Source organism: Bacillus sp. 05T21 (assembly GCF_056396785.1).
This window is the reverse complement of sequence record NZ_JBFTMD010000024.1, coordinates 49362-71583: the sequence shown is the minus strand read 5'-3', so window position 1 is coordinate 71583 and position 22222 is coordinate 49362. Positions and strand designations below refer to the sequence as shown.

The 22222-nt window shown below is 35.1% G+C and carries 19 protein-coding genes and 1 pseudogene; 6 read left to right on the top strand and 14 right to left on the bottom strand.

The window, feature by feature from the left end; genetic code table 11:
• Positions 1-13: 13 nt before the first annotated feature.
• Positions 14-100 carry an IS3 family transposase gene (locus AC1DKZ_RS26610; RefSeq protein ID WP_078030485.1) on the top strand — a complete coding sequence of 29 codons (87 nt, stop codon included), beginning with the start codon at positions 14-16 and terminating at the stop codon, positions 98-100.
• Positions 101-173: 73 nt separating this feature from the next.
• Here the strand turns inward: AC1DKZ_RS26610 and AC1DKZ_RS26605 are convergent, their stop codons facing one another.
• Positions 174-1118: an SDR family NAD(P)-dependent oxidoreductase gene (locus tag AC1DKZ_RS26605; protein WP_002166381.1), complete on the bottom strand. Its 945-nt coding sequence runs from the start codon at positions 1116-1118 to the stop codon at positions 174-176.
• A gap of 54 nt (positions 1119-1172) precedes the next feature.
• Positions 1173-1745, bottom strand: coding sequence for a TetR/AcrR family transcriptional regulator (locus AC1DKZ_RS26600; RefSeq protein ID WP_003192666.1), 573 nt, complete (start codon positions 1743-1745; stop codon positions 1173-1175).
• Between the two features lie 169 nt (positions 1746-1914).
• Between AC1DKZ_RS26600 and AC1DKZ_RS26595 the strand changes: the two genes are divergently transcribed.
• Positions 1915-3468 (top strand): ABC-F family ATP-binding cassette domain-containing protein, encoded by a 1554-nt coding sequence (locus AC1DKZ_RS26595; RefSeq protein WP_002130147.1) that lies wholly within the window; start codon positions 1915-1917, stop codon positions 3466-3468.
• A gap of 23 nt (positions 3469-3491) precedes the next feature.
• Here AC1DKZ_RS26595 and AC1DKZ_RS26590 read toward each other — a convergent pair whose 3' ends face one another.
• Positions 3492-4373, bottom strand: a complete 882-nt coding sequence (locus AC1DKZ_RS26590) for a TetR/AcrR family transcriptional regulator (RefSeq protein ID WP_476997416.1) — start codon at positions 4371-4373, stop codon at positions 3492-3494.
• Positions 4374-4672: 299 nt separating this feature from the next.
• Between AC1DKZ_RS26590 and AC1DKZ_RS26585 the strand changes: the two genes are divergently transcribed.
• Positions 4673-7789 carry an efflux RND transporter permease subunit gene (locus tag AC1DKZ_RS26585; protein ID WP_476997415.1) on the top strand — a complete coding sequence of 1039 codons (3117 nt, stop codon included), beginning with the start codon at positions 4673-4675 and terminating at the stop codon, positions 7787-7789.
• 25 nt (positions 7790-7814) lie between these two features.
• On the opposite strand, the gene msrB is transcribed toward AC1DKZ_RS26585, so the two are convergent.
• The 7 genes and pseudogenes from msrB to lytS all read right to left on the bottom strand — a co-directional run bounded on the left by msrB (position 7815) and on the right by lytS (position 14030).
• Positions 7815-8267, bottom strand: a complete 453-nt coding sequence (gene msrB / locus AC1DKZ_RS26580; RefSeq protein ID WP_370458379.1) for a peptide-methionine (R)-S-oxide reductase MsrB — start codon at positions 8265-8267, stop codon at positions 7815-7817.
• A 45-nt stretch (positions 8268-8312) separates the two neighbouring features.
• Positions 8313-8780: pseudogene (gene msrA, locus AC1DKZ_RS26575) on the bottom strand (peptide-methionine (S)-S-oxide reductase MsrA); the annotation flags it as partial.
• A gap of 101 nt (positions 8781-8881) precedes the next feature.
• Positions 8882-9916, bottom strand: coding sequence for an AI-2E family transporter (locus AC1DKZ_RS26570; RefSeq protein WP_002016425.1), 1035 nt, complete (start codon positions 9914-9916; stop codon positions 8882-8884).
• A 334-nt stretch (positions 9917-10250) separates the two neighbouring features.
• Positions 10251-10943, bottom strand: a complete 693-nt coding sequence (gene lrgB / locus AC1DKZ_RS26565) for an antiholin-like protein LrgB (protein ID WP_002184461.1) — start codon at positions 10941-10943, stop codon at positions 10251-10253.
• 34 nt (positions 10944-10977) lie between these two features.
• Complete coding sequence (gene lrgA, locus AC1DKZ_RS26560) at positions 10978-11409, bottom strand: antiholin-like murein hydrolase modulator LrgA (protein ID WP_000104908.1); 432 nt, start codon at positions 11407-11409, stop codon at positions 10978-10980.
• A gap of 133 nt (positions 11410-11542) precedes the next feature.
• Positions 11543-12283: a LytR/AlgR family response regulator transcription factor gene (locus AC1DKZ_RS26555; RefSeq protein ID WP_476997414.1), complete on the bottom strand. Its 741-nt coding sequence runs from the start codon at positions 12281-12283 to the stop codon at positions 11543-11545.
• A complete protein-coding gene (gene lytS / locus AC1DKZ_RS26550; RefSeq protein WP_476997413.1) occupies positions 12261-14030 on the bottom strand; it encodes a two-component system sensor histidine kinase LytS in 1770 nt (589 codons plus the stop codon). The genes AC1DKZ_RS26555 and lytS overlap by 23 nt, the downstream gene beginning before the upstream one ends.
• A 328-nt stretch (positions 14031-14358) precedes the next feature.
• Between lytS and AC1DKZ_RS26545 the strand changes: the two genes are divergently transcribed.
• Positions 14359-15657, top strand: coding sequence for an MFS transporter (locus AC1DKZ_RS26545; RefSeq protein ID WP_016127605.1), 1299 nt, complete (start codon positions 14359-14361; stop codon positions 15655-15657).
• 119 nt (positions 15658-15776) lie between these two features.
• Here AC1DKZ_RS26545 and AC1DKZ_RS26540 read toward each other — a convergent pair whose 3' ends face one another.
• Entirely contained in the window at positions 15777-17345 is a 1569-nt protein-coding gene (locus AC1DKZ_RS26540) for a BCCT family transporter (protein ID WP_003192685.1), read from the bottom strand.
• Positions 17346-17707: 362 nt separating this feature from the next.
• Complete coding sequence (locus AC1DKZ_RS26535; protein ID WP_002184453.1) at positions 17708-18778, bottom strand: nitric oxide synthase oxygenase; 1071 nt, start codon at positions 18776-18778, stop codon at positions 17708-17710.
• 218 nt (positions 18779-18996) lie between these two features.
• On the opposite strand from AC1DKZ_RS26535, the gene sodA reads away from it, so the two are divergent.
• Positions 18997-19623, top strand: a complete 627-nt coding sequence (sodA, locus tag AC1DKZ_RS26530) for a superoxide dismutase [Mn] (protein ID WP_002068665.1) — start codon at positions 18997-18999, stop codon at positions 19621-19623.
• A gap of 88 nt (positions 19624-19711) precedes the next feature.
• On the opposite strand, the gene AC1DKZ_RS26525 is transcribed toward sodA, so the two are convergent.
• The gene (locus AC1DKZ_RS26525; RefSeq protein ID WP_476997412.1) at positions 19712-20656 is read right to left on the bottom strand and encodes an NAD-dependent epimerase/dehydratase family protein; all 945 of its coding nucleotides are present in this window, start codon (positions 20654-20656) and stop codon (positions 19712-19714) included.
• A 43-nt stretch (positions 20657-20699) separates the two neighbouring features.
• Positions 20700-21290 carry an AmiS/UreI family transporter gene (locus tag AC1DKZ_RS26520; protein WP_002068662.1) on the bottom strand — a complete coding sequence of 197 codons (591 nt, stop codon included), beginning with the start codon at positions 21288-21290 and terminating at the stop codon, positions 20700-20702.
• A 523-nt stretch (positions 21291-21813) separates the two neighbouring features.
• Between AC1DKZ_RS26520 and AC1DKZ_RS26515 the strand changes: the two genes are divergently transcribed.
• The gene (locus AC1DKZ_RS26515) at positions 21814-22215 is read left to right on the top strand and encodes a hypothetical protein (RefSeq protein WP_002143948.1); all 402 of its coding nucleotides are present in this window, start codon (positions 21814-21816) and stop codon (positions 22213-22215) included.
• Positions 22216-22222: the final 7 nt, after the last annotated feature.

The following is a 22222-nucleotide window of genomic DNA, read 5'->3' as shown; positions in this document are numbered from 1 at the left end:
CATAAAGGATTATATGGAGGAGTATAATTATAATCGTTATCAGTGGACATTAAAAAAGATGGCTCCGATCGAATATCGGAACCACCTTTTAAGTGCTTGATTTTTCAGGGCTTTTTTATTAAACTGTCCATTTTATAGGGTACAGTTCACCTACAGAAGTAACTTTTTTTATACTAATATTTACATACCTTTTTTTGCATAGATATAATCGTTTCTTTTAGCCCGCTATAATAAGAAGTTTTAGGTATCTCACCAATATACCTCTCATATTTCTCTCCGCTTAATACAACAGGATTTTCTGTCAAATATAGCATTTCCACAAATTCTTTCATCTGCTTATCAAATAGTCCGATTAAATTTATCATACCTTTTTTTACTGTCATTACTGGTTTTGTATATCCCGTTAATTCTTGTATATGTTGAATCATCTCTTCACCTGTAATGACACCACAACCCGGTATGTTCCAATTTTGTCCATAGGCCTCATCACGTAAAGCTAATTCAACCATTGCTTTTGCACCGTCTGGTGTGAAAATATATTCACGAGCAATCTTTTTATCTCCAACAAAGCTTGATAACTTATTTGCAAGTACCCCATTTAAAGTATGATGAACAAGTGTACTTTCTGCATTTGGACCATAAAAATCAGGGAAATGTGCAATAAACATTTGTACACGAGCCTGTTTTGCCATCATTTCTAGCTGTAACCGAATTTTCCCTTTCTTCGTATGTGGTGCCTTTTTAACTTCTTCCACTACAGGTTCTTCCCCTTGCCTCCCATACGCATAAATATTATCAACTATCCCTAACTTACTGTCGTAATACATTGCTACTTCTAATATATTTTTTAATAATTTTGGTTGCTTCTTCTCCCAATCTGAATATGGAATGTTTACAGCATGAAATATAATATCAACGCCTTTCGCGGCTTCCATTATATCCTCCTGTATAAATACATCTCCCGCTACAACTTTCACATTTTCTTCTCCAGAAAATAATATCTCTAATTTCTCTTTATTCCTCGCAAAGGCCACTACATGAATTCCTCTGCTACATAATTCTTTTACAATTGCATACCCCATTGATCCAGATGCTCCTAGCACTAAAGCTTTTTTCATTATATATCCCCCCTAAATTAACCGCTGTTCAATTAATATTAAAAAGAAAATCACTTACATAAGAAGTGATTTTGAAATAAACTCCACGTGTACTTTAGCTAATCCTTTTACTTCTTCAAATGTTTGATCATTCCCACAATAGTGTGCCACAAACCCATGTAATGATAGAAAAACAGACCATATTGTCATTACATTTACCTTCTCATTACACAAAGAAGATACAACAGTAGCAAATTTTTCGTAACTAACATTTGGGCCATCTGCTAAACATTCTTTTAACTCATCATCTCTAATTAAAAACATGATTTCATAATGACTTTGATTTTGCAAACCAAATTCAATAAAACCAAATAAAACAGCTTTCAATTGTTCCTCTTGTGGTAAATTTTGATCATTAATCTCACCTAATTTTTGATTCAGCAATTGAAAATCTTGCTCTACCATCGCATAGAAAAGCTCTGCTTTATTTTTAAAATGATAATAGATGGCACCATGGCTATATCCTAGTTCTGTTGCAATTTTACGCATTGAAGTATGCTGATAACCTAATTTTATAAATAAGTCTCTTGCTACATTCATAATCATTTCTCTCGTTAATTCTTGTTTAACTGCCCTTCTTGGCGACATTTTTCATACCTCACAATTTAATTAACCACTGTTCAATTAATATTATAACCTTTTCCCAAAAAAATACAATGAGTTTCTTACAAAAAGATACATTTTGAAAGGATAGCATTATACTCAATAATTTAGTATCATGATTCAAGGTACTATTTCAAGTTGGACGGAGGATACTATGAGCTTATTAACAGTAGAAAAACTAGGCCATACATTTGGCGATCGCACATTATTTAAAGATGTATCCATGCGTTTACTAGCAGGAGAACATGTCGGATTAGTCGGTGCAAACGGTGTTGGTAAATCAACATTTATGAATATTATTACTGGTCAACTTATCCATGATGAAGGCCGTGTAGAATGGACACCTGGTACAAATTACAGTTACTTAGACCAGCATACAATTTTAACACCTGGTCGCACAATTCGTGATGTATTAGCTGACGCGTTTTTACCTTTATTTGAAAAAGAAAAAGCTTTAAATGAAGTTGCAGAAAAAATGGGAACGGCAACACCGGAAGAATTAGAGGACCTTCTTGAGCAGATGGCAGAAATCCAAGATGCTCTCGAAGCAGGTGGTTTCTATTTACTAGATATGAAAATCGAAGAGGCAGCAAGAGGTCTTGGAATTGATGCAATCGGTTTAGATCGTGATGTTTCAGCACTAAGTGGTGGACAACGTACAAAAGTATTACTTGCAAAGCTATTACTTGAGCAACCAGAAGTGTTATTACTCGATGAGCCTACTAACTATTTAGACGTTGAACATATTCATTGGTTAACTAATTATTTAAAAGAATATCCACATGCATTCTTATTAATCTCTCATGATACGGAATTTATGAACAAATGCGTTGATGTTATTTTCCATCTAGAATTTACAAAAATGACGCGCTATACAGCGACATACGAAAAATTCCTAGAGTTAGCCGAAATTAATAAAAATCAACATATAAATGCTTATGAAAAACAGAAAGAGTTTATTAAAAAGCAGGAAGACTTTATTGCAAAGAACAAAGCTCGTTATTCAACGACAGGTCGTGCAAAAAGTCGTCAAAAACAACTTGATCGCATGGAGCGTATTGATCGTCCTGAAACAGCAATTAAGCCAGAGTTCTCATTTAAAGAGTGTCGTGCAAGTAGCCGTTTCGTCTTTGAAGGTGAAGATGTAGAAATCGGATATACACATCCGTTATTACCAAAACTAACAATGACAATTGAACGCGGTGAAAAAATTGCCATCGTTGGTTGTAATGGTGTTGGTAAATCAACATTACTAAAAACGATTTTAGGAAAAATTAAACCTTTAAGCGGTAAAACAAGTCTTGGTGACTTCTTAGAGCCTGCATACTTCGAGCAAGAAGTAAAAGCTGATAATATAACACCAATTGATGACGTTTGGAACACATTCCCTAGCATGGACCAACATCAAGTTCGTGCAATGTTAGCGAAATGCGGATTAAAAAACGAGCATATCTCTCGCCCGCTAAATCAATTAAGTGGTGGCGAACAAGCAAAAGTTCGTTTATGTAAGTTAATGGGTGAAGAAAGTAACTGGATCCTATTCGATGAGCCAACAAACCATCTTGATGTTACAGCAAAGGAAGAACTTCAAAAAGCTCTGAAGGCATATAAAGGGACAATCCTTCTTGTATGTCACGAACCAGAATTTTATGAAGGCTGGATTACAAAAACTTGGAATGTTGAAGAATGGTCACAAAATAATTCTTAATTATAATAGAAAATCCTTGCGTTCTATATGCAAGGATTTTTTATATTATAGTATGCCGTAAGCCTCAATCGAAACTCATTTAAACTAGGATATACCGCTAAATTAGCAAGCATACCTCTAATGACTGGAATTCTTGGATTTTGCAATCTCACTTCTGCTTCTAAAACATCTAAAGTTACAAGTAACTCATCATTTTCTAATTGATCAGCTAATGTTCGTTTAAATACAATAATTTCACTTAGAAAATGTTCCTTCACCTGTTCCTTAATAAGTTCGGAACTACAAAGAAATTCTCCTAGTCTCTCTTCATGTAGGACAGGTTCCTCCGAAGATTCTAGAAGCCCCTCTACTAAATTATCTATCCTCTGTAAAATAAAGGTCGAAACATAGGATAAATCAATTTCCGGTGCATTTAAAATAATTAATTGTAAATAACCATGGCATATTCCTTCTACCATAATTACCAAATCTAATAAATATGGACTGACTTTGTCACCATAAATGGACAGTAAGCTATTCCGATAAAATGCATGAGACTCTAATTTCATCCTCATCATAAACTCTTCTACTTCTTTATTAAACGGAATTGCATTTTCTCTTGCATGCATAATAATAAATTCTTTATGTTTTTGCACATCAATAAACTGACAATATAATTGTTTTTCAAATTTTTCACGTGGTAATAAAGATTCTTTTTCAATATCCAGCATTTTCTTCTGAATCTTGTCATAATAATATCGAAGTGTGGCCAATAATAACTCATCTTTTGATTTGAAATATAAATAAAAAGCTCCTTTTGATATACCACATGCGGTTACGATTTCTTGTACTGACGTTGCATTTACACCCTTAGTTGCAAATAACCTCATAGCCATCTCTATAATTAAGCGCTCTTTTTCTTTCATATTCTCTCTCCTAAATTTAATCTCGCATCTTATGTAAATTCAAACTTGATTTTATTCCACATTAACTGAAAATAAAACTCCCCATCTAAAATTTAATGGAGTAAATGGTTTATATAGAAGCCTTTCCATCTATAAAATCCGGTTAGTAAAAGCCAATGATCAGAAAAAGAATAGGAAGCCGACTACTTACAGTTTGATTTTATTATACCATCTCTTTTCATTGACGACTGACCAATCGGTCAGTTATATTATGTATTAGACTGACCAATTGGTCAATATAATAAAAAGGGAGCGCAAACATGAACAAAATCATCAATTTCACGTTAAAAAATAAGTTCGCAGTTTGGCTACTAACCATTATTGTTACTATTGCGGGTATTTATTCTGGACTCAATATGAAGCTGGAGACAATTCCTGATATTACAACACCGATTGTAACAGTAACCACGGTTTATCCTGGTGCTACACCAGAAGAAGTAGCTGATAAAATTTCAAAACCAATGGAAGAACAACTCCAAAATTTAAGCGGTGTAAACGTTGTTAGTTCATCATCTTATCAAAACGCATCTTCTATTCAGGTAGAATATGATTTTGATAAAAATATGGAAAAAGCCGAAACGGAAATTAAAGAATCGCTCGCAAACGTGAAACTGCCAGAAGGTGTGAAAGACCCGAAAGTCTCACGAGTAAACTTTAATGCCTTTCCTGTTATTTCATTAAGCGTAGCGAGTAAAAATGAATCTTTAGCTGCCTTAACAGAAAATGTAGAAAAAAATGTTGTTCCTGGATTAAAAGGACTTGATGGTGTCGCATCTGTTCAAATCGCAGGTCAACAAGTAGACGAAGTACAGCTTGTCTTCAAAAAAGATAAGATGAAAGAATTAGGTTTAAGTGAAGATACTGTAAAAAATATGATAAAAGGTTCGGACGTATCGTTACCACTTGGCTTATATACATTTAAAGATACGGAAAAATCAGTTGTTGTCGATGGTAACATTACAACAATTAAAGCATTAAAAGAATTAAAGATTCCAGCTATCCCTTCATCACCGAATGGTCAAGGTAGCCAAAACGCTGGTGCTGGAACACAAGCACCACAGATGAATCCGGCCGCTATGAATGGCATACCAACGGTTACATTAGAAGAGATTGCTGATATTAAAGAAGTTGGAAAAGCGGAATCCATTTCTCGAACGAATGGAAAAGAAGCAATCGGTATTCAAATTGTGAAGGCTGCTGATGCGAATACAGTTGATGTTGTAAATGCAGTTAAAGATAAAGTAAAAGACCTTGAGAAAAAATATAAAGACTTAGAGATTATTTCAACATTCGATCAAGGTGCGCCTATTGAAAAATCAGTCGAAACAATGCTTAGCAAAGCTATTTTCGGTGCTATCTTTGCGATTGTTATTATTATGTTGTTCCTGCGAAACATTCGAACAACACTAATCTCTGTCGTTTCTATACCACTTTCTTTATTAATTGCAGTTTTAGTAATAAAACAAATGGATATTACCCTTAACATTATGACACTTGGAGCAATGACAGTTGCTATTGGACGCGTTGTTGATGACTCAATTGTTGTTATTGAAAATATTTACCGACGTATGTCTTTATCAGAAGAGAAATTACGTGGGAAAGATTTAATTCGTGAAGCTACGAAAGAAATGTTTATCCCGATTATGTCTTCTACAATTGTAACAATCGCTGTATTCTTACCTCTTGGGCTTGTAAAGGGTATGATTGGTGAAATGTTCTTACCATTTGCTTTAACAATTGTTTTTGCCCTACTTGCTTCCTTACTTGTGGCAGTTACAATTGTGCCGATGCTAGCACATTCCCTATTTAAGAAGGAAAGCATGAAAGAAAAAGAAGTACGTCATGAAGAAAAACCAAGCAAATTAGCAAACGGCTATAAACGTATACTTGAATGGGCGTTAAACCATAAAATTATTACATCAAGTATCACAGTCCTCCTATTAGTAGGCAGCCTTGCACTTGTACCAATCATCGGTGTCAGCTTCTTACCATCTGAAGAAGAAAAAATGATTATCGCAACGTACAAACCTGAGCCAGGTCAAACGTTAGACGACGTTGAAAAAATTGCAACGAAAGCTGAAAAGCATTTCCAAGATAAAAAAGACGTCAAAACGATTCAATTCTCATTAGGCGGCGAAAACCCAATGAGCCCTGGTCAAACAAATCAAGCGATGTTCTTCGTTCAATATGATAACGATACGAAAAACTTTGAAAAAGAAAAAGAACAAGTCGTTAAAGATTTACAAAAGATGTCTGGAAAAGGTGAATGGAAAAACCAAGATTTCGGAGCAGGTGGCGGTAGTAACGAAATTAAGCTATACGTTTATGGAGATAGCTCTGAAGAAATTAAGCCTGTCGTGAAAGACATTCAAAATATCATGAAGAAAAATAAAGATTTAAAAGACATAGACTCTAGTGTTGCAAAAACATATGCAGAATATACTTTAGTCGCTGATCAAGAAAAGTTAAGTAAAATGGGGCTAACTGCTGCTCAAATTGGAATGGGACTTTCTAATCAACATGACCGCCCTGTTCTTACAACAATTAAAAAAGATGATAAAGATATAAATGTATATGTAGAAACTGAAAAACAAAACTATGAAACGATCGATGACTTAACAAATCGTAAAATTACAACACCACTTGGTAATGAAGTTGCTGTTAAAGATGTTATGACTGTAAAAGAAGGTGAAACTTCTAACACAGTAACACATCGTGATGGCCGTGTTTATGCGGAAGTTAGTGCAAAACTAACATCTGATGACGTTTCAAAAGCATCTGCCGCTGTTCAAAAAGAAGTAGATAAAATGGATCTTCCTTCTGGTATAGATGTTTCTATGGGTGGTGTTACACAAGATATTCAAGAATCATTCAAGCAACTTGGCTTAGCGATGTTAGCTGCGATTGCCATTGTATACTTCGTTCTTGTTGTTACATTTGGCGGTGCCCTTGCACCATTCGCAATTTTATTCTCGCTACCATTCACAATCATTGGTGCACTCGTTGCCTTATTAATTTCTGGCGAAACGTTAAGCGTATCTGCGATGATTGGGGCTCTTATGCTAATTGGTATCGTTGTAACGAACGCAATCGTGCTCATTGACCGTGTTATTCATAAAGAAAATGACGGCCTATCAACACGTGAAGCATTATTAGAAGCTGGTACAACACGCCTGCGTCCTATCTTAATGACTGCAATTGCAACAATCGGGGCTCTTATCCCGCTTGCATTAGGATTTGAAGGTAGCGGCTTAATTTCTAAAGGACTTGGCGTAACAGTAATTGGTGGATTAACAAGTTCAACATTATTAACACTTCTTATTGTTCCAATCGTTTATGAAGCATTAAGCAAATTTAAAAAGAAAAAAGTAAAATAAAAAAATAACCTCGCTGACTGCGAGGTTATTTTTTATTCCCAAACAAGATTAGGAAATCACCATATCCTTCCTTTTCTAAATCTTCTTTTTGAATAAAGCGTAGCGCTGCCGAATTAATACAATAACGAAGGCCGTTTTGTCCCGGGCCGTCTGGAAATACATGCCCAAGATGTGAATCTCCTTCTTTACTTCTCACTTCCGTACGCGTCATATTATGGCTAACATCCATTTTTTCTTTCACACTAGCTGACATAACTGGTTTCGTAAAACTCGGCCATCCACAGCCGCTATCGAACTTATCGAAAGAAGTAAATAATGGTTCCCCCGAAACAATATCTACATAAAGCCCTTCTTCTTTATGATTCCAATACTCATTTTGAAAAGGCGGTTCTGTCCCATTTTCCTGTGTTACATAAAACTGCATCTCGTTTAATCTTTCTTTTAAATGAGCATTATTCTTTGGCCAATGTTGTTTAATAAAAGCATCTCGACCTGAGCCTTTACGATATAACTCATAGCGAAATGTATTCTTCTTATAATATCCTTGGTGATATTCTTCAGCTGGATAAAACGTAGCAGCTGGCAATATTTTTGTCGCAATTGGCTTCGAAAAATTCCCACTTTTCTCGAGCTCTTCTTTTGAAGCCTCTGCCCTTTTATGTTGTTCTTCATTATGATAAAAAATCACCGTTTTATAAGACTGTCCACGGTCGTGGAATTGTCCCCCTATATCAGTCGGGTCAATTTGTCTCCAATATATATTTAACAACTCTTCATACGGCATTTTATTTGCATCAAATGTAATTTGTACTGCTTCATAATGCCCAGTTGTTTCCGAGCACACTTCTTTATACGTTGGATCCTCTTTATGGCCACCTGTATAGCCTGAAACAACCTGTATAATCCCTTCCATCTCTTCAAATGGCGAAACCATACACCAGAAACACCCTCCGGCAAACGTAGCTAACTCTATCTTTTCATTTACAGCCATTATTTCACCCCTATTCTATCTTCTCCTTACAGTATGGCATAAGGAACGTCATGTTATAAAAGAAAAAGCATCGAACATCGATGCTTTTTCTTTACTTCACTTTATTTTTTTCCAACGTCCTTCTCCATTTCATCACTTGTCACATCTAAGACATCTAATAAGAAAATGAAGATTGGAATACCGATAATAAGTCCCCACACACCTAAGAAATGCTCAGAGAAAATTAATATCATAAATGTGTAGAAGATTGGTAAGTTTGTTTTTTGAGACATAAACTTCGGATTTAATACATAACTCTCAAGTGCATGAATTACTGTTACGATAACTACAATATAAACGACATACATAATACCGCCAATATTGTAAGCAATCATACAGAGTGGGAATAACGAGATAATAACACCCGCCACTGGAATTAAACCAAGCAAGAAAATCATTAACGCTAAACCTAGTAATTGCGGGAATCCTAATATCCATAATGCAATAACAGATAAAACACAGTTAACAATTGCAATTAAAAATTGTGCTTCGATTACTTTTCCAAATGAACGTGCAAATTTCTTTCCGAAATACTCTATTTCGTTATAGAAAATTGCAAGTCGGCTTTCTTTAAATTTCGAAGTAAAAGCAACGATACGTGCTTTTTCAAGTAAGAAAAATAAGCTTAAAATTACAGAAAGTAAAACTTGAAGGCCAAATTTCCCAACATTCGTAATAGATTTATACAAAATGTCTACGCCTTGCCCCACATATTTAGAAAGCTCCATATGATTAACAGCATTAACTGCATACTTAATTAATTCACTATCAGGTGGATTTCTTAAAAATACATTAAATTGATAAATCAATTGTGAAATTTGTATTGTTAATACCGGTAAATATTTAAATAGCGTAATGGCAATTCCTGCCACTAACATTACATATAAAAGCGCTATAATAATTTTTCGATTAATTGGCATGAAATGATCTAATTTACGAGAAATAAACTTTTGGAATCGATCCATTAAATACGTCAACATAAACGTAATTAAAATTAAATTTAACATACTTTGCATCCCATACAATATGAGAGCAAGTAATACTAATACGATTAACCTCTGAAATCCTTTGCTTTGAAACAGGTTTTTTATTTGCATAATCGGCGAGTACTCTCTCCTGTCCTATAAAGTAAAACGTTAACAAGTAGATCTCTCTCTATTTTCTACTTATAATTATCCTTTAATATTAAAGCCATTGCGAGCAATTTATATTCAACCCTAACCACCCGTTAATTGTGCTATATATTATGTTACTTCTTATTTTACAATACAATGACCTATTTCAGAACGCATTATACGTAGTATTAATGAAGATTTAAGGAAACTTTTATCCTTCAATAGGTCTTACCACTACTGTAACATAAAAAGCAAGCTATCAGTAGAAATCCGTCCTACAAATAACTTGCTTTTATATTTTTTTTAGTAAGTTTTATCATCCAATAAACGGCATGAACATTGGAATAACCACCACTGTTACGACACCAACCACTGTCACAGCGATACTGGCCATAGCTGCTTCTACTTCACCCATTTCGATACCTACTGCAACCCCTAACGCATGTCCTGCTGTTCCAAGCGCTAAACCTTTAGCAATCGGGTGTTTCACTCTAAATGTTTTTAAGAATAACGCACCTAATGCGTATACGATAACAGCATTAAAAATAACTGCAAATGATGTAATTGCTGGAATACCACCGATACTTTCAGATATTGGTAATGCAATTGCTGTTGTCGCTGCCTGTGGTAGCATTGAGTTCATTACAGCTGTATTTAAACCAATTGCTTTTGCGACAATGAACACCACAACCACTGAACAAATAGATCCAACCACGATAGCCGATAAAATTTGCCACCAATATTTTTTTAACTTATCAACTTGTTTATATAATGGAATTGCAAAGGCGATTGTTGCTGGCTCTAAGAAGAAACTAATCATCTTCCCGCCCGTATTATATTCCTCAAAGGTAAAGTTACCTACCTTTAAAAATACAATCCCTAATACCATTGCTACGAATAGTGGTGTAAATAAGAAGAATCCTTTTGAGTGTTTGAATAAAAACGTTCCGATTCCGTATGCAATTAACGAAACGACGATTCCAAAATATGGAGTCATTGTGCTTGCCATGTTCATTCCCTCCTAACAATATATACTAAATTGGTTACGCAACTTTTCCGTGCTTGCGTCCTTTATTTACTACTTTCAATTCTTTCGTATCTTCTATTTCTTTATCGTCTTTTCCTAAAATAAATTGTGCAAATAATCCTGTTACAGCGAGTAAAATAATTGTTGCGACAACAATTACAGTTAAAATTTGTACAAAATATTGTCCCATTACACCGAGAGAATTAATAACCGAAATACCTGATGGAACGAAAAGGAATCCGATAATACCTGTTAAAGCCGTTCCGAGTGATTCAACTTGTTCCAATTTAATAACTTTTAAACATAATAGGCTAAATAAAATAACTAATCCGATCACCGATGAAGGCATCGGAATTGGTAAATGCGTTGCAATAATATTAGAAACTAACATAATAGCTGAAAATATGAATGCTTGTGATAAGAAACTATATACTTTTTTCGTACTCATTTTGGCCACCTCTTTCGATTTGGTACCTTTATTGTATAAGATAAAAACAAAACTGTAAGCGTTTACATAACAGAACGTCAAATATACAAAATTAGTTACAAAAATAGGCAGACGAAATACAAAAAGCTACTTCTTAAATACGAAGTAGCTTTTTGAGTTTTTTTGCATATGTACGGCTAACAGGTACTTTTGATCCTTCTTTCATAATTACATTATATGTAGAATTGAACCATGGTTGTATTTCTGTAATATGATTAATATTTGCAATAAAACTGCGATGGACACGCATAAAACTTGCTTGCGGCAACTTCTTTTCCAAAATTACAAGTGTATCGTGTGTTACATATGTTTCTCTCGTCGTTTTTACTGTCACCTTTCCGTCCACAAGTCCTACATATATAATATCTTCAATATTCACGAGTACAATCGATTCTTCAATTGGTAATGCTAATTTATGCATCTCGGCCGTTACATCTACACTCTTTACATCTTGCTTTGTTTCTAACTTTATTTGCTTTTGTTTTTTATATTTCTTTAATGTCTGTACGATACGTTCTTCATCAAATGGCTTTAAAATGTAATCTAACGCATCTACTTCAAATGCTTGCAACGCATATTGATCATATGCAGTAGCAAACACAATTGAAGGTGGGTTTTTCATTTTCTTTAATATATTCGCGATTTCAAATCCATTATCATCAGATAATTGAATATCTAGAAAAACAATATCTGGTTTGTTTTTCATTAATTCTTCTAATGCATCCTCTACACAATCCGCCTCACCAATTATCTCTACTTCTTTTGTTTTCTCTAATAAATATTTCAATTCATCCCGTGCTAACATTTCATCATCAACTACTAATACTTTTAACACTCCGTTTTTCCTCCTCTACTTTTTTCGGAATCACAAAGAGGATCTTTGTCCCTTGCTCTAATTCACTTTCAATTTGAAGCATTGTCTCTTTCCCAAATAACCCGATAAGTCGTTCATTAATATTATATAAGGCTGTTCCCGTCCCTTTCTTTGATGGAACTACCATTTTTCCTAATTGCTCTAGACGTTCACTCTCAATCCCTTGTCCATTATCCTTTACTTTAAAGTGAACCATCCCTTCTTTTTCAAACACATGTACCTCGACTTGGCACACTGGCTGCTTTTTCGGAAAAGCATGGCGCAATGCATTTTCAACTAATAGCTGAAGCACAAATGGTGGAACTAAAGTCACCTTTAGTGCCTCTTCAATGTACATCTTCACTTCATACTTATTCGGAAACCTCGCTTGCTCTAACGATAAATATGCATGTACATGATTCAACTCTTGTTCTAATGGAATAAGTAATTGTCGTGCCCCTTGCAAATTACAACGAAAATAAACGCTAAGCTGCAATAATAATTTCCTCGCTTTTTCTACATCTGTTCGGCATAAAGCCGATACGGTATTAATTGCATTAAATAAARAATGCGGATTGATTTGTGCTTGCAACGCTTTTATTTCGGCATCTTGCAATAACTTACTTTGTAACTCAGCTTCACCTAACTCAAGCTGTGTGGAGAATATTTTCGCTAGCCCTTCCGCTAACTCTTCTTCAACACGACTTAATTGATTAGGGTTTTTAAAATAAAGTTTTAATGTTCCTATCGTATTTCCATGTGAAGTTAATGGAATAACAACTGCCGCTTGTAATGGACACCCTTCATGTTGACAATTAATAATCTCACGTGATTTTGCCTTCATTATTTTCCCTGTTTTTAATACTTCTTTTGATAAACCTGTTATTAAACTGTGTGAAGGAATATGATGATCTGATGCTAATCCAACATGAGCTAAGATTTCCTCTGTATCTGTTAAGGATACCGCATCTGTTCCCGTAAAGCGGTGAATAATTTGTGCCACATGTTTACAAGACTCTTCTGTTAACCCTTGGCGGAAATATGGTAACGTCTTATCAGCAATTCGTAATACTTTATGCGTTTGCAAAGCTTTTGCGTTTTCTTCTTGTCGTAAAATAGCTAGTATCATCGAAAGTAAAATGAAACTGCCAAAACTATTTACAAGAATCATCGGTAGCGCAATTGTTTTCACAACACTAAGTCCATCTTCTATAATTAATAGAATCATAAGCATTTCTAAAGTAACGATAAAAACACTTAAAATCGCAGAAAATTTAGGAGTAATAGTACGGTTATATTTTTTGAAAATGTATCCAATATAACCTGTTATAATCCCAGCCAAAATTGATGAAATTGCACAACTTACTGCCGTCGTCCCGCCAAGCATATAACGATGAATACCCGCAATAGAACCTACTCCAATTCCGACGATAGGACCGCCAAGCAATCCACTAATTCCAACACCCATGATTCGTGTATTCGCAATTGTGCTGGATGATGAAACACCTTGTAACCAATTTTCATTCATAATAGTATTTCCTGCTATTTCAATCCCTGTGTAATTGCTTACAATTGTAAACACTGAAAAAATACAAATAAGCTTAAACTTATCTACATATCCGTCTTGCTTATGAAGAAGACGCCGGAACGTTTTAATATGAGAGAGTAAAAATCCTAAAATAACAATAAGTCCGACGCGTTCAATCATCATAAGTACTAAATTTAGCATCTGTGATTCATTCCTTTTTATATTAGTTAGTTTTATTATGGGAAAATAATGAAGCGTGCGTCAAGGAGAATGAAATGTTTTTTGAAATATTTTACACATAACTATCCCCTCTTTATTTGACAATCTAACAGAAGAGTGCTAAAAATAAAGTAATATAATACAGTCCTTTAACCCAACCCCGTGAGGTTGAGAAGGAAGTCGGAATATACTATACGTATGGTCTTTTTTAGGGATACGTATGCTTTTTTGGCCTTCTCATCATATCAGGTGAGAAGGCCTTTTGTTATTCTTCCATAGCGACTGTAAAAGAAAATAAGGAGGAGTAATGATGAACGTCACTACTGATGTACAATCAACAACAGAGGAGACGAAAGAGAAAAGATATAAAACATTGTTTGGTTCTGCGCTAGGATATGCAGCAGAAGGTTTAGACATGTTGCTCTTATCTTTCGTACTCGTCTACATTTTAAAAGAATTTCATTTAAGCCCTGTTGAAGGTGGAAACTTAACATTAGCTACCACAATAGGAATGCTAATCGGGTCTTATTTATTTGGATTTATTGCTGATTTATTTGGGCGTATCCGTACGATGGCCTTCACAATCTTACTATTCTCACTAGCAACAGCACTTATTTATTTCGCAACAGATTATTGGCAATTATTAATTCTTCGCTTTTTAGTTGGAATGGGAGTTGGTGGTGAATTCGGGATTGGGATGGCCATCGTAACTGAAACATGGTCTAAAGAAATGCGCGCTAAGGCGACATCCGTTGTTGCACTTGGATGGCAATTTGGCGTACTAGTCGCTTCACTCCTTCCGGCATTTATCGTCCCGCATTTCGGATGGAGAGCTGTTTTCTTATTTGGACTCATTCCCGCTCTACTAGCTGTTTACGTCCGCAAAAGTTTAAGTGAACCGAAAATATGGGAACAAAAACAACGATACAAAAAAGAATTGTTACAAAAAGAAGCTAAAGGTAATTTAACAACTACTGAGGCAGAACAACTAAAGCAAATGAAAAAGTTCCCACTTCGAAAGTTATTTGCCAATAAAAAAGTAACGATAACAACAATTGGTCTTATTATTATGTCATTCATCCAGAACTTCGGATATTATGGGATCTTCACATGGATGCCAACTATTTTAGCGAATAAATATAACTACACATTAGCAAAAGCGAGCGGCTGGATGTTCATCTCTACGATCGGCATGCTAATTGGAATTGCGACTTTTGGTATTCTAGCCGATAAAATTGGTCGCCGTAAAACTTTTACAATCTATTATGTCGGTGGTACTATATACTGTCTCATTTACTTCTTCTTATTCACAGACTCAACATCATTGTTATGGGGAAGTGCATTGCTTGGATTCTTTGCCAATGGCATGATGGGGGGATTCGGAGCAATTTTAGCTGAAAACTATCCTGCTGAAGCTCGCTCGACAGCGGAGAACTTTATTTTCGGTACAGGACGTGGGTTAGCTGGATTTGGACCTGTTATTATCGGCTTACTTGCTGCAGGTGGTAATTTAATGGGAGCATTATCTCTCATCTTCATTATCTATCCAATCGGTTTAGTTACAATGCTATTATGTGTCCCAGAGACGAAAGATAAAGTATTAGAATAGATTGAAACTATACGAAATGTTTATCCAAATACTGTCCCCTCAGGAAAAGTATTTGGATAAATAGCAAAGAGGAAGCATCTCAAATGAAATGCTTCCTCTTCTTATATAAATACAATTATTTATTTTGATTTACTAGCTTTTTGGAACAAGAAGCTAGTTTTATCTTCTTCTTTTACAATACCTTGTTTTAACGCTAATTCCCCTGCGACTTTAGGCGCTAGCCATAGCATTGGGAATAACAGAATAGATACCGGAACAGCCGTCACTACAATGAAGGATTGTAAGGCGTTAATACTTCCCTCACCCATATATAAAAGAATCGCCGCAACTGCGCCCATAATAAGCGACCAAAAAACTCGCAAACTAATTCTAGGATCTCCATCTCCAGTCACTGCCATTGAAATCGAATAAGCCATTGAATCTCCTGTTGTCACTACAAATAAAATTGTTAATAAAAGAAATGCAGGTCCAATAATATTAGATAGTGGCAGTTGCTCTGTAATTGCAATCATAGCCGCTGGCATACCAGATTCACTTAATGCGGTCGAGATAGAACCAGGATTCATTAACTCATAAAACACACCTGATCCCCCTAGTATAGTAAACCAAAACGTTGTAATAATAGGTGCAATAATTCCAATTGCAACGATGATTTCTCGGATTGTTCTTCCTCTTGAAATTCGGCTCACTAAAATTGCCATCATCGGTCCATATCCAATAAACCATCCCCAGAAAAAGATTGTCCACGATCCTAACCAAGCTGTATCACCACGATATGTGCTCATTGGAATAAATTCATTTATATAAAATCCAAACGAAGAAACAAATGAATCGATAATAAATCCACCTGGTCCAAATAGTAATACAAATACCATTAATAGAACTGCTAACCTAACATTTAAATTACTTATAATTTGAATCCCTTTATCAATTCCTGTTACCGCAGATATAGTAGAAACAGCTACTACACAAACAATAATGGCTAATTGAGTAGTAAACACATCAGGAATGTTAAACAATGCTTGTAACCCATAACTTGCTTGTAGTCCTAAAAATCCGATTGGACCAATTGTCCCTGCAGCTACCGCAATAATGGCAAACACATCGATCATTGTTCCAAGCCAACTCTTTCGCAATTTCTCTCCAAAAATAGGATATAAAAGCGTTCGAGGTTTTAAAGGCATATCTTTATGATAATGCCCGTACATCATAACTACCGCACTAATTGTACCTAAAATCGTCCAAGCCAGGAAACCCCAGTGCATATAACTTTGTGCTAAAGCAGGCATTACCGCTTCTTTCGTTCCAGCAGTTATACCTTCATGTATTGGTGGCACCGTCATCAAATGGTACATCGGCTCTGCGGCTGCCCAAAAAACGCCACCTCCAGCAAGTAATGTAGACATAATAATAGCGAGCCATTTTGTCGTACTAATCTCAGGTTTTTCTAGTCCCCCAAGTTTAACTCTCCCATATTTCGAAAACGCCATACACATTGCAACAACAAATGTACCAATTAATAAAACCTGCCAAAAGGCACCAAAATATTTAATTGAAACTGCAAAACTGCTATTAATAGCTCCCTCTACGTAACTTTTATTTAAAATAACTGCAATTACAAATAATAAAAGTGAGCCACCACTAATAAGAAATACAGGCCAATCCGTTTTTCGACTCTTCATCCTCATTTACACTTCCTCCTTCCTCAGCAATCTAAAAAAACAACTTTATTATGTTTTCTTGTTTACACCCAAAACACAATGATTATATAAGCATAATAATTCATCAATTTCCTACACACTTATGTTGTCCCTAAAAATATGCTAAATCCCTTATTTAAAAGAAAATTTCTATTCCTATTACATAAAAAAGCAAAACAAAAGACCTTATATTTCTATAAGGTCTTCGAAACAGAAATTTGATTATAACATAAGGAACTCCTTGGTTCAAAAAGCCCTTTCCAAAAATAGCCGATAGTAAAGGCTTCCATTTGCTACGTAACAGTAATTAAAAAAAATTATATTTTGCAGAAAAAAAACTATACTAGCTATTATTTATGAAAGAAATTCGGCTTCAAAATTTCATTTGGATACGGTTTATGATAAATATGAGTGGTAGCTGGCGACAACGGTGGAATGAGCCACACCCAATTACCTGTTACAACCCGTCCACATGCCGCTTCCTGCTTCTCAAATTGTTGAAATTGTTGTGCAGCTGTATGGTGATCCACAATACTAACTCCTTGTTTTTTAAAAGAATGTAAAACAGCCACGTTTAATTCAATTAGCGCCTTGTCTTTCCATAATGTACCGTTTCTCGATGTATCGAGCTTCATCCTCTCCGCAACAGCCGGAAGTAAATTATAGCGATCATGATCCGCTAAGTTACGAGCCCCAATCTCTGTTCCCATATACCATCCATTGAACGGGGCTGCCGTATAAGAAATACCGCCAATTTCTAAGCACATATCTGAAATCATTGGAACCCCATACCATTTTGCTCCAAGTGACGAAATCGGGTATTCTGGGTGTTCAATTGGCACTTCTTTTACTTCTTCTCTCGGAATTTCTTTATATATAGGTGCCTTCCCGTTTATAGAAAACACAAGTGGCAATACATCGAAATTCGTACCTTCTCCTTGCCAGCCAAGTTCCTGACAAAAATCTGTAAACGCAGTGGAATGAGAGTCACCAATCACTCCCATTTCTGTTTTATATCCTGCATACCGAATCAATTGGTGATTATAAATTCGTATATTATTTTCTTCACCTTGATATTGCTTAAAAATTGTAATTGTCGGTTTAACTTTCCCATCGTTCGTTGCATATTTAATATGATGAATTAATGCATTGTATACACCTTCCTCATCATTTACCTCACGTGCATCTAATATGTGCATCTTACTCCAAAATAGTCTTCCGATACATCGATTACTATTGCGCCATGCCATTCGTGATCCATGAACAAGTTCTTCAAATGTATGCTCATACGTCCCCGTCTTCTCTATCTCAACTTGAATTTCTTTTATTCTCTCTTCTATGAATTGTTCTTTATTAAGCTCTTTATAGCAAACCGTAATAAAATGACTCGCTTCCTCTATTAATTGTTTCGTTTTACTCATAAACGATCTCCTTCTATTTCAACAAAACGTTACTACTTTACAGTATAAGCAAAAAGAATAAGAGTCACAAATGAAAGTCGAAGTGTTACTTTTATTGTAATATTTTTCAGAAAATTAAAGAGATTACTATTGACTTGTATAAAAAATAGGTGTATTTTTGACTCAGGTAAATTATTTTTACTTAGACCAACTTTTTTAATAAGAAAGGAGGGAATGTTATGTCTTCATTTCAATTGCCAAAGCTTTCATATGACTATGATGAACTAGAGCCATATATCGATAGCAACACGCTTTCTATTCATCATGGAAAGCACCATGCGACATACGTAAATAACTTGAATGCCGCTTTAGAAAACTATACGGAATTACATAATAAATCTTTAGAAGAGTTACTATGTAATTTAGAAACTTTACCAAAAGAAATTGTTACAGCTGTCAGAAATAACGGTGGTGGACATTATTGTCATAGTCTTTTTTGGGAATTAATGAGCCCGCGAGGTGGCGGTGAGCCTAATGGAGACGTTGCAAAAGTAATTGATTATTATTTCAATACCTTTGACAACTTAAAAGATCAACTTTCCAAAGCAGCTATTAGTCGTTTTGGAAGTGGCTATGGATGGCTTGTTCTGGACGGTGAGGAACTTTCCGTTATGAGTACACCCAATCAAGATACACCTTTGCAAGAGGGTAAAATCCCATTACTCGTCATCGATGTATGGGAACACGCCTATTATTTAAAGTATCAAAATCGGCGCCCAGAATTTGTTACCAACTGGTGGCATACGGTGAACTGGGACCGGGTAAATGAAAAGTATTTACAAGCAATTCAATCACAAACACATTAGTCGTGCGTATAAGGTAAATTTGGTAATGTAAAATTAGTATTGTCGAAATCCTCCAGAATCCCCCGGATTGCCACCGGGGGATTTATGATTATTTCATTGTATTTATGTAATAACATAAAACTTTTCCCGTCTCTAATTTCAACTCTCGGAACGGGAATCCTAATTCACGAGCCTTTCCATTATGTAACGTACAATTAATCACTCCATTATAAGGAGCTATATTATCTCCTACTTCTTGAATGAGCGCTTTTATCCCGGTATTCTCTTCTATGAAACGAATAACTTCTCTGGTAGAAACCACCCCGTTACTACAAGCATTAATTGGCCCTTCTATGTTTTCCATCTCGCACCAAGCTAAAAACTGTCCTGCTTCCTTTTCATGTATAAATGACAACTCTCCATCTACATGATCCACAACGATAGACTCTTGTTTCACAACATGTTCAACGTAAAATTGTAATCTTTTCGTATAATCGTTTTCTCCAATAACGACGGGAAATCTTACCGCAACGACTGGGAATGTTGCATGTTGAAATAAAACTGCTTCAGCTAATCGCTTGCCTTCACTATAATTGAAATCATTCCTCCCTCCATACGTAATTGTATACTCGTACGGATTGAAGTTTTCTTCTAATAGGCCTAACCCAGGATCATAGACGGCCATTGAAGATGTCATAATGTATTTCTTCGTTTTTCCTTTTAGTACTTCACATATTATCTTCGCTGCATTCGAGCTATAGCATAAATTATCGTATACGATATCATAACTTTTACCTTCAAAACGCTCTTCTAGTAGCCTCTCATCTTCTCTATCTACAATCAGTCTTTTTACTGCACTTCCAAATGAATCTTCAGTAACTCCCCTCGTCGCAATCGTTACATCTTGTCCAGCTTGCAACAGTACTTCTACTAAATGTTTACCAAAAAATCTTGTTCCCCCTAGCACCAATACTTTTTTCACCTTCATCATCCCCGTTTTTACAAATTGTAAAATACTACCTCTATTATTATAAACGCTAAAATAAAAAAACATGGAATCAGTTTAACGATTCCATGTTTTTTCTACACACGATACATTAACGTACTCGATATTTAAAAATACAATAGCAGCAATATAAAATAGAAATTACTGATACATAAACCCATAGTTCATATATGAATCCCTCGCCCCATACTCCCATAAAATAAAAGAGTGAAGGCAACGTCAATGTTACCCATGATTGTACAAAGGCAATTCTGCCAAGATATTGATTGATATTCTTTTTTTGTGCATTTAATACAAAGAATAAATACCAAAGTAATGCCCACATAAACCATGTTAACGCATTAACAACATCGTGGAATTGAACAAATGAAACAATCATATAGAATAAAGCAATAATTGCTACCCAAATACAGAACCAGCCTAGTCCACTACTATCCATTCCTTTAATAAAAGTAACGCCTACATATAAATAAGTTAAACCAAATAAAAAAGTAGCCGCATATGAATATACCGTCCAATTACTTTGATCAGAAATCATAATCAAATAGAACGGAATGATAATTTGTAATGCCCCCACAAATAAATTAAAGACACCTGCACTTTTCATCTCTACTTTGCCTAATATGACAAGGCTATTTAAAAATAAAGCTGCACCTGAAAGTAATAATCCTACGTAACCCATATATATTCGTGTGAAAATCTTTCCCTTTCACACTTTTAACCTCCCCACAATATAAAGTGATACTTTATCCCGCATTAACGAGCAGTAAAACTCCCACCTCAAAATTCAGCTAGAGCAAAGAAGTTAAGTGGGAGATCAACTGCCCGTAAAGCCCGATTAGTGAAGGCTAATAATCAGTGGGGATGAACAACCCCCACCCACTGATTAAAGTTTCACTTTATTATTTTTCTTCCTATTTAAAACTACATACATAATTTTTAATCTGAATAAGTTAGACTTCCTACCTTAAAAAATAACAAATTTAAAACGCTTTCAATAATAAATAACCCTATCAAAACATGAAATAGGATTCCTTGATTATAAACGTACTCTAACAATGATACAAGTGTTGGAATACTTTTCAATACTACGTTTTGAATTTCTATAAAAAATTAGTAGAATGATACATTTTCCCTATCTCATTCTATTAATTATTTGCATAGAATATCGTACACTCATATTAATTTAGAAAGGTTTGATATTTATGCCTCTTCATTATCCAAATCATTTTGTTTTTCACTCCACAGGTGTATTAACAAGAGAGCCTGCAACTGTTTCAGCAGTAGTAAACATTGTAAATTTAGATGCATATTACACACACCATGTAACTATAGAGGTTTGGGATTGGTCTAACTATTCTAATCCTGTAAAATTACCTGTACTACTTGGTGAAAATACGGAAGTAGCATTCCCATATATTTTACAAGGCAACCACTTAGCAGTTTTTTATGCTGATTTAGATGACTCTATTGATTTGTATGAAATCCGTATTTCTTATCCTGGCCACTCCAATATTGTTGCAAATTGTTTTGGGCGAAGTATCCCGCCATATACAAGCCAAGAAGGTAATACAGTATACCATAAACAACTCGTTCGAATTCATTAAATCTCCC

Coding starts and splice junctions, on each gene's coding strand:
- AC1DKZ_RS26595 (WP_002130147.1), top strand. CDS start 1,915: ATGAGCTTATTAACAGTAGAAAAACTAGGCCATACATTTGGCGATCGC.
- AC1DKZ_RS26570 (WP_002016425.1), bottom strand. CDS start 9,916: ATGCAAATAAAAAACCTGTTTCAAAGCAAAGGATTTCAGAGGTTAATC.
- AC1DKZ_RS26600 (WP_003192666.1), bottom strand. CDS start 1,745: ATGTCGCCAAGAAGGGCAGTTAAACAAGAATTAACGAGAGAAATGATT.
- AC1DKZ_RS26545 (WP_016127605.1), top strand. CDS start 14,359: ATGAACGTCACTACTGATGTACAATCAACAACAGAGGAGACGAAAGAG.
- sodA (WP_002068665.1), top strand. CDS start 18,997: ATGTCTTCATTTCAATTGCCAAAGCTTTCATATGACTATGATGAACTA.
- AC1DKZ_RS26520 (WP_002068662.1), bottom strand. CDS start 21,290: ATGGGTTACGTAGGATTATTACTTTCAGGTGCAGCTTTATTTTTAAAT.
- AC1DKZ_RS26590 (WP_476997416.1), bottom strand. CDS start 4,373: ATGAAAGAAAAAGAGCGCTTAATTATAGAGATGGCTATGAGGTTATTT.
- lrgA (WP_000104908.1), bottom strand. CDS start 11,409: ATGAGTACGAAAAAAGTATATAGTTTCTTATCACAAGCATTCATATTT.
- lrgB (WP_002184461.1), bottom strand. CDS start 10,943: ATGGCAAGCACAATGACTCCATATTTTGGAATCGTCGTTTCGTTAATT.
- AC1DKZ_RS26535 (WP_002184453.1), bottom strand. CDS start 18,778: ATGAGTAAAACGAAACAATTAATAGAGGAAGCGAGTCATTTTATTACG.
- AC1DKZ_RS26515 (WP_002143948.1), top strand. CDS start 21,814: ATGCCTCTTCATTATCCAAATCATTTTGTTTTTCACTCCACAGGTGTA.
- AC1DKZ_RS26610 (WP_078030485.1), top strand. CDS start 14: ATGGAGGAGTATAATTATAATCGTTATCAGTGGACATTAAAAAAGATG.
- AC1DKZ_RS26525 (WP_476997412.1), bottom strand. CDS start 20,656: ATGTTTTTTTATTTTAGCGTTTATAATAATAGAGGTAGTATTTTACAA.
- AC1DKZ_RS26540 (WP_003192685.1), bottom strand. CDS start 17,345: ATGAGGATGAAGAGTCGAAAAACGGATTGGCCTGTATTTCTTATTAGT.
- AC1DKZ_RS26585 (WP_476997415.1), top strand. CDS start 4,673: ATGAACAAAATCATCAATTTCACGTTAAAAAATAAGTTCGCAGTTTGG.
- AC1DKZ_RS26605 (WP_002166381.1), bottom strand. CDS start 1,118: ATGAAAAAAGCTTTAGTGCTAGGAGCATCTGGATCAATGGGGTATGCA.